The sequence below is a fragment of the Acinetobacter sp. WC-323 genome, assembly GCF_000314615.1.
Classification (GTDB): Bacteria; Pseudomonadota; Gammaproteobacteria; order Pseudomonadales; family Moraxellaceae; genus Acinetobacter; species Acinetobacter courvalinii.
In genome coordinates this window covers 54,074-67,650 of record NZ_AMZS01000032.1, presented here as the reverse complement: position 1 = coordinate 67,650, position 13,577 = coordinate 54,074, and the positions used below count along the sequence as shown (strand labels likewise).

Below are 13,577 nucleotides of genomic sequence, written 5' to 3'. Positions count from 1 at the left end.
TTATTTCCCCTCACCTGTTTGTGTTTCATTGTATTCAGCAACAGCCTGAACTTCCGGATGCGCTTGTGGCGCCCATGCAACTGGACGATCTGTATCTAACTCAAAGTTAGAAATGGCATCTTTCACCAAACGCGCATCAACTTCACCTTCGTCAGCGAGTTTTTTCAACGTCGCAACAACGATATGTGCAGCATCAACACCAAAGAAACTACGTAAGTTCGCGCGTGTATCTGAACGACCGTAACCATCTGTACCTAATGCAACAAATGGACGACCATCTGGAAGATAGGCACGGATTTGTTCGCTATACGCACGCATATGGTCTGTCGCAGAAACAACAATACCTTCGGTACCACGTAACTGTTTCGATACCCAAGACTCTTTCACTTCTTCAGCCAGTGGGTGTAAACGGTTGTATTCTTCACATGCCATACCGTCACGTGACAACTCATTGAAGCTGGTGACACTCCAAACGTTTGAATGAATCTGGTATTCATCACGTAAGATTTTCGCAGCTTTAATCACTTCACGCAGAATGACACCTGAGCCCATTAATTGAACCGTAGCTTTGTCATCTTTTTCGAACAGGTACATACCACGTTTAATGCCTTCCTCAGCGCCTTCTGGCATTGCAGGATGCTCGTAGTTTTCATTCATTACGGTTAAGTAATAGAACACACGCTCTTGGTTGACATACATACGTTGTAAACCGTCATGAACGATCACAGCCAGTTCATAACCAAAACATGGATCATAAGATACGCAGTTTGGAATCGTGTTTGCCAAGATATGTGAATGACCATCCTGGTGCTGTAAACCTTCACCGTTCAATGTGGTACGACCAGCAGTCGCGCCCAACAAGAAACCTTGTGCCTGTGCGTCACCCGCAGCCCATGCAATGTCGCCAATACGCTGGAAACCAAACATTGAGTAGTACATGTACATTGGAATCATTGGCAAGTTATTGGTTGAATAACTGGTTGCCAACGCAGCCCAAGCGCTCATCGCACCCGCTTCGTTAATCCCTTCTTGCAGCATGTGACCGTCACTTGCTTCACGGTAATGCATTAACTGTTCTTGGTCTTCTGGGGTATATTTTTGACCGTGAGCGGCATAAATACCGAGCTGACGGAACATCCCTTCCAGACCAAATGTACGTGCTTCATCTGGAACGATTGGCACGACGCGGTCTTTAATAGCTTTTTCTTTCAGTAAAGCAGCAATTAAACGCACCATCAACATCGTGGTCGATTGCTCTTTACCACCAGAACCATTTAATACCGCATCAAATACTGATAATTCAGGAATCGCTAAAGTTTCACTCTCTTTACGACGTGCAGGTAGGTAACCGCCTAATGCCTCACGACGCGCCTTCATGTACTTCATTTCTGGAGAGTTTTCACTTGGGCGATAGAATGGCAGCTCTTCTAACTTATCATCTGTAAATGGCAGGTTGAAACGGTCACGTACATATTTCAAAGAGTCGATCTGCATTTTCTTGATTTGGTGAGTTTTGTTCACCGCTTCAATTTCTTCAGACAAACCATAGCCTTTAACCGTTTTCGCAAGAATAACGGTTGGTTGACCTTTGGCTTTCATTGCTTCGGCATAGGCAGCAAAAACTTTGTACGGGTCATGACCACCACGGTTAAGATTGTCGATGTCTTCATCGCTTAAATCTTTGACCAGTTCCGCAGCTTCTGGATACTTGCCAAAGAATTTCTCACGTGTATATGCACCGCCTTTGACTTGATAGCGTTGGTATTCACCATCAACGGTTTCATCCATCACAGCTTTTAAAGCACCAGACTTGTCTTTAGCAAGGAGCGGATCCCAATGACGGCCCCAGACCACCTTAATCACACGCCAGCCCGCACCACGGAATAACGATTCTAATTCTTGAATGATTTTACCGTTACCACGTACCGGACCATCTAGACGCTGCAAATTACAGTTCACCACCCAAATCAGGTTATCAAGCTTTTCACGACCTGCCAGTGAAATTGCACCTGTACTTTCTGGCTCATCCATCTCACCATCGCCTAGATATGCCCAGACTTTACGGTCTTCTTCTTTGATCAGGCCACGATTCATCAGATATTTCTGAATATGTGCCTGATAGATCGACATGATCGGACCAAGACCCATTGATACGGTCGGGAACTGCCAGTAGTCTGGCATTAAATAGGGATGTGGATAGCTAGGTAAACCGTTACCGCCCACTTCACGGCGGAAATTACTGAGCTGCTCTTCATTTAAACGCCCTTCAAGGAAAGAACGCGCATAGATACCTGGGGCACAGTGACCTTGGTAATAAATCATGTCGCCGCCAAAGTTGTTCGAGGCAGCACGGAAGAAATGGTTGAAACCAACATCATACAAGGTTGCAGACGATGCGAAACTTGCAAGGTGACCACCCAGATCATCCCCAGTCTTGTTCGCACGTAATACCATTGCCAAAGCATTCCAGCGGATCAAAGCGCGGATACGGCGCTCCATATCCTGATCACCTGGCATTGCAGGTTGTTCATCAACTGAGATGGTGTTGAGGTAAGGTGTATTTAAGCGCTGGATTGGCACATGTTTCGCAATTGCCCGTTGATAGAGTTTTTCTAGTAAGAAAGCAGCTCGTTCCGTGCCCATGTGTTGTAATACAGAATCAAATGCTTCTTGCCATTCTTGGGTTTCTTGCGCGTCAGAGTCGCCATAAAACGCCATACAATTCACCTTTTCCCTTAAGTTATTTGTCGACCCTATTTTTATCATGTTTTGCTTTATAAGGGGTATGGCCCTAGCTGAATGGGAAACGCTATATTATTTTCTGACAAAATAGTCATTGACCGAACTGAAACAAAACACATAAAAAATCGCCAATAAAGGCGATTTTCAATTAACATTTATATACAACTGTTAACAAATTACATTAAGGCAACATTGCGAGGTAAGTTGAAGGGTTTTTACGCTGTCCATCTTTCACAACTTCAAAATGTAAATGCGGACCAGTACAACGACCAGTACAGCCAACATTGGCAATATGCTCACCTGCGCTAACACGATCGCCTGCGTTCACGATTAAACGTGATGCATGGGCATAGCGAGTGATATAACCATTGCCATGATCAATTTCAACATATTGACCATAACCCGTGCCCCAGCCTGATTTGGTCACAACACCAGGGCCTGTTGAATAAATCGGTGTGCCTGAAGGTGCAGCCAGATCAACCCCTGAATGATGGCGGGTTGAACCGAGTAAAGTACGTGTTCCCCAAGAAGAACTCACGCGACCTTCCTGTAATGGATGACTGACCAACCAAGAATAACCGGTATTTGCAGAGAACGAAGAAGGCGCATTATCTTGAGATGAAACTGCGGAACGACCGTATTTCTTTTCGATCGTTGCATTGTTCAATTCAATGGTTTTTTCACGTAATTTAACTGACACATTCGAAATAGCAGGTAGATCCATATCTGCAGAATGAGTATAAGAACCTTGAGCGAGAGTCTTTGATAATTGCTCTAGACGGTCATCACCTGTTGACTGACCAATATTCTGGTAGTCTGCAAAAGCAACCGAAGCAGCTGAAGCAGCCAATGAAAATGCGAGTAAAATACGACGCGTATGATGCATAAAAAACCTCTTGAAACCGTCCTTCAAACGTTCCTTTATCATCTCTTCCTTGATAACAGCTGAACCAAACGCTTAAGATGGACACATTACCTCCGAGGAAGTTCTATGTCTGAGCCTAACAACGTTTTCCAACAGAAAGGACAACACATAAAAACTGGAAACTTAACGTTTTTGACAACGCAAGTTACGCAATGGAAACAACTTACGAAAATTATTCAACCGTTATTGCCCCAACCAGAGCAATGGCAAGTTGTTTGTTATCAACATGGTGTTTTGATCATTACTGGTGAAAATCAGGCCATGATTAGTCAACTCAGCTATTTACAAAGCAACTATGTTGCGCAGTTAGCTCAGCTCGAAGGACTCAAGGAATTACGAAAAATTCAAGTTCGTTTAAGAAACAAAACAGTTGTCTCTCGTGAACCCTCTCCCCCAACAAAAGCACTTACATCAGAGACCCAAGAGCAATTGCGTAGCGCCGCTGAATATGTGAGCGACCCTAAGCTTAGCCAAGCTCTACTACGTTTGGCAAGCAATAAAAAGTAAACTTCATACATTCAGTATCGAAATACATCATTATATTTTGTGACAAAATTCTCAGATTCATTTGTTATAATATAACATAGCTAATAAAAGACAATGACTTATGTTACACTCACATAAGGAATTGGACAATCATTCTCGTTATTAAATGTTACAATTTCATAGCTGCTTGGATCATTTTGAACATTGCGTAATAACTGATTGTTCAGCGCGTGACCCGACTTATAGCCATCAAACTTGGCAATAATCTGGTGACCAAGCAAATATAAGTCACCGACTGCATCTAAAATCTTGTGTCGCACAAACTCGTCGGCGAAACGCAAGCCTTCCTCATTGACCACACCGGTATCATCGACACCAATGGCATTTTCCAGGCTTGCACCCAAGGCCAGATTATTGGCTTTGAGATAATCCAGATCCTTCATGAAACCAAAAGTTCGGGCTTCGCTCACTTCATAGACAAAGGTTTCTGTTGAAAAATCAATGGTCGCTGACTGGTATTCTTTGGCAAAGGCGGGATGATCAAAATCAATGGTAAAGTTAAGCTGAAAGCCCGAATGGGGCGTGAAAATCGCTTTTTTGTCATCAATTAAAGCTTCGACGGGCTTTAAAATGCGGATAAACTTCTTTGGCGCATCTTGCTCTGCCAGCTCACCCTGCATGAGCAGATAGATAAAAGGTCCTGCACTGCCATCCATGATCGGCACTTCAGAAGCAGACACTTCAACAATCAGGTTATCGATTCCCAATCCAGCAATCGCACTCATGACATGCTCAATGGTGCCCACTTTGATGTCCTCACGCACCAGATTCGAACACATAAATGCTTCTTGAATCAGCAAGGCATTGGCCGGAATATCCACAGGGGGATTTAAGTCGATACGGCGAAAGACAATACCTCCGTCAATATGGTGTGGAACAAAATTGATCAGCACCTTTTGACCACTGTGCAAACCAATCCCGCTCGCTTTCACCACACGCTTGAGAGTACGTTGTTTCAACATGCCATACCAACTTCATTTGCAAAAACCGATATAACTTAGCATATTTTGCCATTTTAAAAAAATAAAAAAGGAGGCAATTGATTGCCTCCTTTCTCTAAATAACTGATTTTATTATTTACGTTGCTGATTTTTCAGATAGTCTTGAATGCTCATTGGCGATGAACGTGGCGTAGAACTTGCGGTAGCACTTGCTGGAGCGTCTACATTTGCTCGTTTACTAATCGCTGGAACGTCATCTTCATCAACCGGTTGTTGTGCCACTTGAGCAGAACTTACATGCGAAGCAGCAGTCCGTCGTTTCTGGTCCACTTCACTGGCATTACGGGTCAAGCCAGTCGCGATAACGGTAACGCGAAGTTCATCACGCGCATCCGGATCGAATACTGTACCGTAGAAGATTTCACCTTCATCCAGGTCAACAATCTGGTTCACCACATCGGTAATGATCTCGGTTTCACGTAAGGTAATATCATCACCACCGGTGATGTTGATCAACACACCTTTCGCATTGATAATATTCACATTATCAAGCAATGGGCTACGGATCGCCTGTTCAGCTGCCTGACGGGCACGATCTTCACCACGACCTAAACCAGCACCCATCATGGCATAACCACGCGTACTCATCGCTGTTTTCAAGTCGGCGAAGTCGAGGTTAATATGACCACGATTGACCACAAGGTCAAAAATACTGCGAACTGCGTTCAACAATACATCATCTGCCTTTTTATAGGCATCTTTCATTGAGATATCGCCATAGACGCTGAGTAAGCGCTGGTTCGGAATGATAATCAGTGAATCAACATGTGCTTCTAAAGCATCAATGCCTTTTTCAGCAGACTTTTGACGGCGACGGCCTTCAAAGTTAAATGGGGTGGTTACCACACCAACGGTCAGGATACCCATTTCTTTGGCAACTTCAGCAACAACTGGTGCAGCACCTGTACCGGTACCACCACCCATACCGGCAGTAACGAAGACCATATCAGTACCTTCAAGGTGCTGACGGATCACATCACGGCTTTCTTCAGCTGCAATTTGACCCACTTCCGGATTCGCACCCGCGCCTAAACCACGCGTACTTTGTTCACCCAATTGAATTTTGAATGGCGCGTTCATGCTGTCCAGTGCCTGTTTATCTGTATTGGCACAAACAAACTTGACACCTTGAATATCCGACTGGGCCATGTGTTGCACGGCATTACCACCGCCACCACCCACACCAAATACTGTGAAACGGGCTTGACCGTTGCCATTGTCTAGTTCATCTTCTATAAATTCAAATGAGGCCATGACCTTTAGATTTCCTAATATTAATGGCAGTTACTTCAGCCCGTTACTGCCCTGATTTTTAAACAACTGATGTTTAGGATGCTGTTCAATAATCACCAGATTGTCAAGTACAGTGGCAGATTTAGAACAACTTCCTAACAAATTTTCCCAAAAATAACTACAACTTAAAAAATGGCCTTTAATTTGCTATTTAATGCATTCCAACCATTGGCAACCCGATCAACAAAACTACGATCGCTGGCCTCTTCTGGTTCTTCGACTGTATCCTGCAAATCACTCTGGCTAAACATCAACAAACCTGCTGCAGTAGCATACATTGAACGACGCAATGCTGGTAAGTGCTGATCCTCCGCATATACTTGCAGTGGCGGATTGCCCAGATGCGCAGACACACCGAGCGTACGACGCGCCAGATTCACCATGCCTTCAATTTGACAGGCATCTCCGGTCAGCACCACACCATGATACAAACCATGAATCGCCCCGCTATGCTCCAGTTCTTCACGAATTGAAGCAAAAATTTCTTCATAACGCGCAATAATGATTTCTGCAAGCTCAATACGACTGATGGTTTGTGTACCATCAATACCTTGCACCTGAATCATATGGTCTGGTTTCACCACACTCAGATCGACGCAACCATGTAAAATCTTGATGCGTTCCGCTTCTTCAGTGGTGGTTTGTAAAACAGCTGCAATATCACGGGTGACATTCTCACCACCACGTGGCAAGGTCCGTGCGAGTGCCAATCGACCATCCAGATACACTGCAATATTGGTAATGCCTGCGCCAATATCGACCAGACAAACCCCATATTCTTTTTCATCTTTGAGCAGACTTGCCTCAGCCGTTGCCAAGCAAGACACCACCATTTTCTCCACCCCGATATTGGCCCCTTTCATGGCACGATCCAGGTTTTGCATGGTGCTGATCGGCATCATCATCAACTGATAATGGCCTGTCATGCTATGTGCAGACATATTAACCGGATTCTGCACCCACTCAGCCGAATCACCGAGCTCAAAGCCCAATGGCACAGCGCTGGCCAGATAATAATCCGGTGAAACATGACTGGCTTTGGCCAACTCCAGCGCACGCACCACTTCATTTGTCGTAATAATATGATCGTGGTTGGCGACAGGGGTACGGCCTGATGCATAAAAACTTTGTAATTCAGTACTCGGAATAGACACCCATGCGCTATGAATACGGCACTCTGCCATATCCTCTGCTTCGGATACTGCATTTTTAATCGCAGCAATGACCTTGTCCAAGCTGACAATCTTGCCTTTAACCATGCCTCGGTTGCGAGCAGTTGCCATGCCAATGACCTGGATCTTATCCGGTGCATGGACCTTACCAATCAAGACTGAGACTTTATGGGTCCCAATATCAATCGCAACAACTGAGGGAACAGCTTCACTCATTACTTCAATACCATATCTTTAGTGTTGTTTAGGACCACTGCCCTTTATTTTAAGCCACGTATTATGGCTTTGCCTGAATTGCCCCTGCAAGGCTTGTGTCATCAATCGTTACAACTAACTGACCATTCACAATCTTCGGCGGAGCTGCGTTTTTCCATTGAATGGCCAGGCCATTGCGGTAACGCAGATCAATTGCCGTGATTTTAGACCATGCAGGTTTTAGATCTGTCTGTGCCAAATGGCTTAAGCGCTGCAGCTTGTTCATGGTTTGATCCTGATCCACGATAATCCGTAAACCCGAATCAAACTGCATAAACCAGGTCATGCGCTCAGTTAAATACAGTTCTTTTAATCTTAAATTCGCTGGATGAAATAACTGGTTAATTTCATTATAGCGACGCATCATCATTTTGGATTGGCTGGCTGGCCCATGTAACAGTGGCAAATTTGGATGTGCTTGCGGAACCGCTTCACTAAACACCTCACCATTATCACTCAGCAAACGCCCTGTTCCCCAACGTGCAATCGCATGACGCGGCATCACCCGCACCCGAATTGCATTTGGCCAAGCTCGTGATACCACCACACGGTCCACCCAAGAAACCTTTAATGCCTGATCCCGAATCTGTTCTAAATCCGAAGTGAAATAATTATCTTTAATGACAGGATTCAGGTATTTAATCAATTGCTGATTTTCAACTTCAGAATTGGTGCCCACCACCTGCAACTCTGCAACTTTGGCATCGGTCATGACTTTATATAAGCCAAACAGACCTAATGCCAGTACAGCGAATGCAATAACAAGTAATGCCCAGCCGCCCGCATTCACCATCTTTTGTTTAGGCGAAGGCGGTTTCTCGTGAATCGAGCTAATGGCTGGTCGCGTTTTGCGACGCATAGATGCAGGAAGTTGAGCCATAAATAATTAAGCCGACTGTGCTAAAGTTTGCTCTAAAATCGCAACACAGAGCTGATCGAAATTATAACCAACGGCTTGCGCTGCTTTTGGTACCAGAGAATGACTGGTCATGCCTGGAACAGTATTGACTTCCAATAACCAGAAATGACCCTGTTCATCCTGCATCGCATCAATACGGCCCCAGCCTTCTGCACCCACGGCCTGGAAAGCACGTAAACACAATGCCTGTAGACTTTTCTCTTCTGACTCGCTGAGACCGCAAGGAATACCATATTCCACATCATTACGCTGATATTTTGCTTCATAGTCATAAAAAGCAACATCTGCGGGTGGTTGTAAACGAATCACCGGCAACGGCTGACCGTTCAGGAATGAAATCGTGAATTCACGACCTGTAATCCATTTTTCAGCCATCACCACTGCATCATGCTGGGTCGCTTTTTCGATCGCAGCGGCAAAGTCTTCGGCTTTTTCAACCTTGCTCATGCCAACACTCGAGCCTTCATGTACTGGCTTGATAATCACAGGCAAGCCCAATTCAGCAATTACAGGTTCAAGATCGGTATCTTTGGTAATAATGCGGTAAGGCGCAGTCGGTAAATCGCTACCTTGCCAGATCTGCTTGGTTTTGACTTTGTCCATACCAATAGCAGAACCTTGCACGCCAGTCCCGGTATACGGAATATTCAACCATTCCAATACGCCTTGAATCTGGCCATCTTCACCGCCACGACCATGCAATACGATAAAAGCACGATCGTAACCGACCAGTTCAGTCACACTACGATCTTGCGGATCAAATGCTTCTGCCTGCACACCCGAACGCAACAATGCGTCTAAAACGGCTTGACCGCTGTCTAATGACACCGCACGCTCAGCCGATTTCCCACCAAATAACACAGCAACTTTGCCGAATTTCGCAGCATTTGACACGTTTATATCCTTAAAACTGTAAAACTTTTAATATTCAAAACACAAAATTATTGGGCATACAAACGATGCTGGGCCAATTCTACCGAAATTGCACCCACGTTACCCGCGCCTTGTGTTAATAACAGGTCATTAGCTTGTAACACTTTTTGTAAAACACCTGGTAAATTCCCTTCCACTGGATCAACCAGAATCGGTTCCACTTCGCCACGCAGACGAATACTACGTGCCAAGGCACGGCTATCCGCACCCACAATCGGTTTTTCGCCTGCCGGGTAAACTTCTAACAAGAGTAATTGATCAACTTGGGACAACACATCTACGAAGTCATCAAAACAGTCACGAGTACGGCTAAAACGGTGCGGCTGGAACAACATCACCAAACGGCGGTCCGGATGGCTGGCACGGGCAGCCTTAATGGTTGCCTCAACTTCTTTTGGATGGTGGCCATAATCATCCACCAACTTCACCATGCCCTCGCCCACTTCATATTCACCTTGAACCTGGAAGCGACGACCCACACCACTAAAGCCTTCCAAGGCACGGCAAATCGCACCATCAGAAACGCCTTCATCGGTTGCCACACCAATCGCAGCAAGCGCATTTAGGACATTATGCAAGCCTGGCTGATTAATGGTGACACGTAATGGCTCACGGTCTTTACGTAATACGGTAAAGTGCGAACGCATGCCTTCCTGCGCCACATCAATGGCACGGATATCGTTACCTTCGTCAAAACCGTAAGTTAAGAGCGGACGACCGACACGCGGTAAAATCTCACGAATATTGGCATCATCGCCACAGACCACAGCCAAGCCGTAAAATGGCAGGTTATGCAGGAACTGGATAAAGGTATCTTTTAACTTATCGAAGCTGCCTTCATAAGTGTCCATGTGATCTGCATCGATATTGGTCACAATCGCGGCCATCGGCTGTAAATACAGGAATGAAGCATCCGACTCATCTGCTTCCGCCACGATAAAGCGGCTTTCGCCCAAGGCTGCATTAACCCCGGTACTGTTCAGCAAACCACCGATCACATAGGTTGGATCGAGATTTTCTTCCGCCAGCATGGTGGTCAATAAACTTGTGGTTGTAGTTTTACCATGCGTTCCCGCAACCGCAATACCATGACGGTAACGCATCAACTCACCCAACATTTCTGCACGGCGCACAATCGGGGTACGTTGTTCAATTGCAGCTTTAATCTCTGGATTTTCAGGATCAATTGCTGTCGACACCACCAGCACATTGGCATTTTTAATATTGTCTGCCGAGTGGCCGATAAACACCTTAATGCCGTTGGCTTCGAGTTGAGCCGTGGTTTTTGAGGCTTTGATATCCGAGCCCGAAATTTTATAACCCTGGTTGCTCAATACCTCGGCGATACCACACATCCCCGCACCCCCAATACCAACAAAGTGGATATTTTTAATACGGCGCATTTCTGGCACTTTAATCAGCTTTTTGGCTTGGTTTGGATTTGTAGGAGACATAGATAAACTCGAATTACAATTTTTTAATCAGATCAACCACATGCTGCGTCGCATCCGGTTGTGCTTGTTGACGTGCTTTAACTGCCATTTCAGAGAGGAGCTGGCGATTGAGCAAGCTGGCAAATAACTCATCTAAAACAGCAGGGGTCATTTCTGTTTGCTGGCAAATCTTTGCAGCGCCTGCATTTGCCAAAAATTTGGCATTTGCAGTCTGGTGATCATCCACCGCAATCGGTAAAGGAACAAAAACCGCTGCCAGACCTGCGGTTGCGACTTCAGTTACCGTTAAAGCACCGGCACGACAAATAATTAAATCAGCCTCGCTATAGGCTTTGGCCATATCATGAATAAACGGCTCAACCTGAACCTTTAAATGCTCAGCTGCACCTTGATAGAGGGCACGCGTCGCATCCTGCTTATTTTGACCACATTGATGAAATACATTCAGCGGTACACTGACCTTTTTTAATGCTTCCGGCAAACGCTCATTTAACGCTTGCGCCCCCAATGAACCGCCCACAATTAAAATATTCAATGGCAATTGTTGCTGTTCACGGGTTTGGTAACGCCATGACGGATTCAGAATCGCAGTGATTTCAGCACGCACAGGATTGCCTGTGGTCACCACTTTATCACTACTTGGGAATGTCTCTGGAAAAGCCTGACATACGGTTGTGGCGATACGCGCCAGTTGAGTATTGGTAAAGCCTGCAATCGCATTCTGTTCATGGATCAAAATAGGAATACCCAGCAACCGTGCAGCCAAGCCACCTGGCCCGGCGACATAACCGCCAAAACCCGCGACAGCATCAATTTTCAGCTGCTTCATGTAGCGCATGGCGCTTAAGGTTGCTTTTAAAATTTTAAATGGTGCACTGAGTTTACGGATCAGGCCATTACCGCGCACGCCTTGAATATCGATCTGATAAATTGGAATATTTTGATCTTTAAGTAACCGGTTTTCCATTCCTGTCGGGGTCGCCAACCAAGAGACCTGACAGCCCTCTTGTTGCAGTTGTTTGGCAACAGCAAGCGCAGGAAAAACATGTCCACCTGTACCAGCGGCCATCATCATGACATGTTTGGGTTTGTTCTGGGGTGAATTGGTCACGGTTTAATTCTTCAACTCAAAAAAAGGTTATCGTCTATTGTTTTCGAGCGTTATTTTAATCCTAAAGCTTCATTCACGAAAAGCGAATTTCACTTGTTTACAACAGAAAGCTGAGCTTTTTTCGATTGTTTGTTAAAAACTAGAGACCGCCGATATCTAAAAGCCCATTTGCATCCAAAATTCGAGGCAATACAAACGGGCAGTTTGGTCAAAAAATAAGAATTATTTAGTTTTTAGACCCTGCTTCCAGCACGGCAAATAGATCATCCGCAATCGATGTCCCAAATTGTGCATCAATCTCACGGATACAGGTTGGACTGGTCACATTAATTTCAGTCACGTAATTACCAATCACATCCAGACCAACGAAAACCAAACCTTTTTCACGCAGGAACGGACCAACTTTTGCCGCAATCAATTTATCATTTTCAGTCAGCGGACGTGCCTGACCTAAGCCACCTGCTGCCAGGTTACCGCGCACTTCGCCATTTTGCGGAATACGTGCCAGACAATAGGGAACCGGTTCGCCATTGACCATCAAGATACGCTTATCCCCTTCTACAATCTCAGGAATATAACGCTGTGCCATGATCGGACGTGTCCCCATTTCCGTGAGCATTTCCAGCGTTGAACCGATATTCACCCCATCTTGATACAAACGGAAAATCCCCATGCCGCCCATACCATCCAGCGGTTTCACAATCACATCACCATGTTCTTTGATAAATTCACGGATCAGGCTTTGTTGAGACGTCACTAAGGTCGGGACTTGCAGTTCCGGGAATTGGGTGGCAAAGAGCTTTTCATTACAGTCACGTAGCGATTGCGGTTTATTGATAATCCACGCACCTTCACGTTCTGCCTGTTCTAGAATATAGGTGGTATAGACAAAGTTCATGTCAAACGGCGGATCTTTACGCATCAATATCACATCGTAATCGGCCAGCGACTCTTTGCGCTGCTCACCTAACTCGTAATAATGATTGTAATCTTCAAATACTTGCAAAGGAGAGATCAGACCAAACGCTTTACCCTGATCGATATATAAATCGTGCTGCAATGCATAACCCAGTTCATGACCACGACGGCTGGCCGCCCATAACATCGCCATGGTGGAATCTTTTTTGAGATTCACGGTTTCAATCGGGTCCATCACTACCAGTACACGCATAATCTGACGCTCGTATTTTTAATCTTGGCAAAAAGTATAACCAAGTTTGCAGGCA

Annotated in this window: 11 protein-coding genes; 1 reads left to right on the top strand and 10 read right to left on the bottom strand. The window is 45.3% G+C overall.

From position 1 onward, the window contains the following. Together aceE and ACINWC323_RS13680 are read right to left on the bottom strand one after the other, a co-directional pair. Positions 1–2,718: a pyruvate dehydrogenase (acetyl-transferring), homodimeric type gene (aceE, locus tag ACINWC323_RS13675; RefSeq protein WP_005282403.1), complete on the bottom strand. Its 2,718-nt coding sequence runs from the start codon at positions 2,716–2,718 to the stop codon at positions 1–3. 205 nt (positions 2,719–2,923) lie between these two features. Continuing rightward, entirely contained in the window at positions 2,924–3,628 is a 705-nt protein-coding gene (locus ACINWC323_RS13680; protein WP_009510127.1) for a M23 family metallopeptidase, read from the bottom strand. A gap of 105 nt (positions 3,629–3,733) precedes the next feature. Here ACINWC323_RS13680 and ACINWC323_RS13685 point away from each other — a divergent pair, with 105 nt between their 5' ends. Further along, the gene (locus ACINWC323_RS13685; RefSeq protein WP_005227903.1) at positions 3,734–4,174 is read left to right on the top strand and encodes a DciA family protein; all 441 of its coding nucleotides are present in this window, start codon (positions 3,734–3,736) and stop codon (positions 4,172–4,174) included. A 98-nt stretch (positions 4,175–4,272) separates the two neighbouring features. On the opposite strand, the gene lpxC is transcribed toward ACINWC323_RS13685, so the two are convergent. The 8 genes from lpxC to gshB all read right to left on the bottom strand — a co-directional run bounded on the left by lpxC (position 4,273) and on the right by gshB (position 13,522). Continuing rightward, on the bottom strand, positions 4,273–5,175 hold the full coding sequence (lpxC, locus tag ACINWC323_RS13690; RefSeq protein ID WP_005282399.1) for a UDP-3-O-acyl-N-acetylglucosamine deacetylase: 903 nt from the start codon (positions 5,173–5,175) through the stop codon (positions 4,273–4,275). A gap of 111 nt (positions 5,176–5,286) precedes the next feature. Beyond that, positions 5,287–6,468, bottom strand: coding sequence for a cell division protein FtsZ (ftsZ, locus tag ACINWC323_RS13695; RefSeq protein WP_005227906.1), 1,182 nt, complete (start codon positions 6,466–6,468; stop codon positions 5,287–5,289). 164 nt (positions 6,469–6,632) lie between these two features. Then, the gene (ftsA, locus tag ACINWC323_RS13700; RefSeq protein WP_005227908.1) at positions 6,633–7,895 is read right to left on the bottom strand and encodes a cell division protein FtsA; all 1,263 of its coding nucleotides are present in this window, start codon (positions 7,893–7,895) and stop codon (positions 6,633–6,635) included. A 61-nt stretch (positions 7,896–7,956) separates the two neighbouring features. After that, positions 7,957–8,814, bottom strand: coding sequence for a cell division protein FtsQ/DivIB (locus ACINWC323_RS13705; RefSeq protein ID WP_009510313.1), 858 nt, complete (start codon positions 8,812–8,814; stop codon positions 7,957–7,959). A 6-nt stretch (positions 8,815–8,820) separates the two neighbouring features. After that, positions 8,821–9,747: a D-alanine--D-alanine ligase gene (locus tag ACINWC323_RS13710; RefSeq protein WP_009510155.1), complete on the bottom strand. Its 927-nt coding sequence runs from the start codon at positions 9,745–9,747 to the stop codon at positions 8,821–8,823. A gap of 47 nt (positions 9,748–9,794) precedes the next feature. Then, complete coding sequence (gene murC, locus ACINWC323_RS13715) at positions 9,795–11,240, bottom strand: UDP-N-acetylmuramate--L-alanine ligase (protein WP_009510142.1); 1,446 nt, start codon at positions 11,238–11,240, stop codon at positions 9,795–9,797. A gap of 13 nt (positions 11,241–11,253) precedes the next feature. Continuing rightward, entirely contained in the window at positions 11,254–12,351 is a 1,098-nt protein-coding gene (gene murG / locus ACINWC323_RS13720) for an undecaprenyldiphospho-muramoylpentapeptide beta-N-acetylglucosaminyltransferase (protein ID WP_009510197.1), read from the bottom strand. A 226-nt stretch (positions 12,352–12,577) separates the two neighbouring features. Further along, positions 12,578–13,522: a glutathione synthase gene (gene gshB / locus ACINWC323_RS13725; protein WP_005227926.1), complete on the bottom strand. Its 945-nt coding sequence runs from the start codon at positions 13,520–13,522 to the stop codon at positions 12,578–12,580. Between the last annotated feature and the right edge of the window lie 55 nt (positions 13,523–13,577).

Excerpts from the sequence above, each read along its gene's own strand:
- aceE (WP_005282403.1), bottom strand. The coding sequence starts at position 2,718 with ATGGCGTTTTATGGCGACTCTGACGCGCAAGAAACCCAAGAATGGCAA.
- ACINWC323_RS13680 (WP_009510127.1), bottom strand. The coding sequence starts at position 3,628 with ATGCATCATACGCGTCGTATTTTACTCGCATTTTCATTGGCTGCTTCA.
- ACINWC323_RS13685 (WP_005227903.1), top strand. The coding sequence starts at position 3,734 with ATGTCTGAGCCTAACAACGTTTTCCAACAGAAAGGACAACACATAAAA.
- lpxC (WP_005282399.1), bottom strand. The coding sequence starts at position 5,175 with ATGTTGAAACAACGTACTCTCAAGCGTGTGGTGAAAGCGAGCGGGATT.
- ftsZ (WP_005227906.1), bottom strand. The coding sequence starts at position 6,468 with ATGGCCTCATTTGAATTTATAGAAGATGAACTAGACAATGGCAACGGT.
- ftsA (WP_005227908.1), bottom strand. The coding sequence starts at position 7,895 with ATGAGTGAAGCTGTTCCCTCAGTTGTTGCGATTGATATTGGGACCCAT.
- ACINWC323_RS13705 (WP_009510313.1), bottom strand. The coding sequence starts at position 8,814 with ATGGCTCAACTTCCTGCATCTATGCGTCGCAAAACGCGACCAGCCATT.
- murC (WP_009510142.1), bottom strand. The coding sequence starts at position 11,240 with ATGTCTCCTACAAATCCAAACCAAGCCAAAAAGCTGATTAAAGTGCCA.
- gshB (WP_005227926.1), bottom strand. The coding sequence starts at position 13,522 with ATGCGTGTACTGGTAGTGATGGACCCGATTGAAACCGTGAATCTCAAA.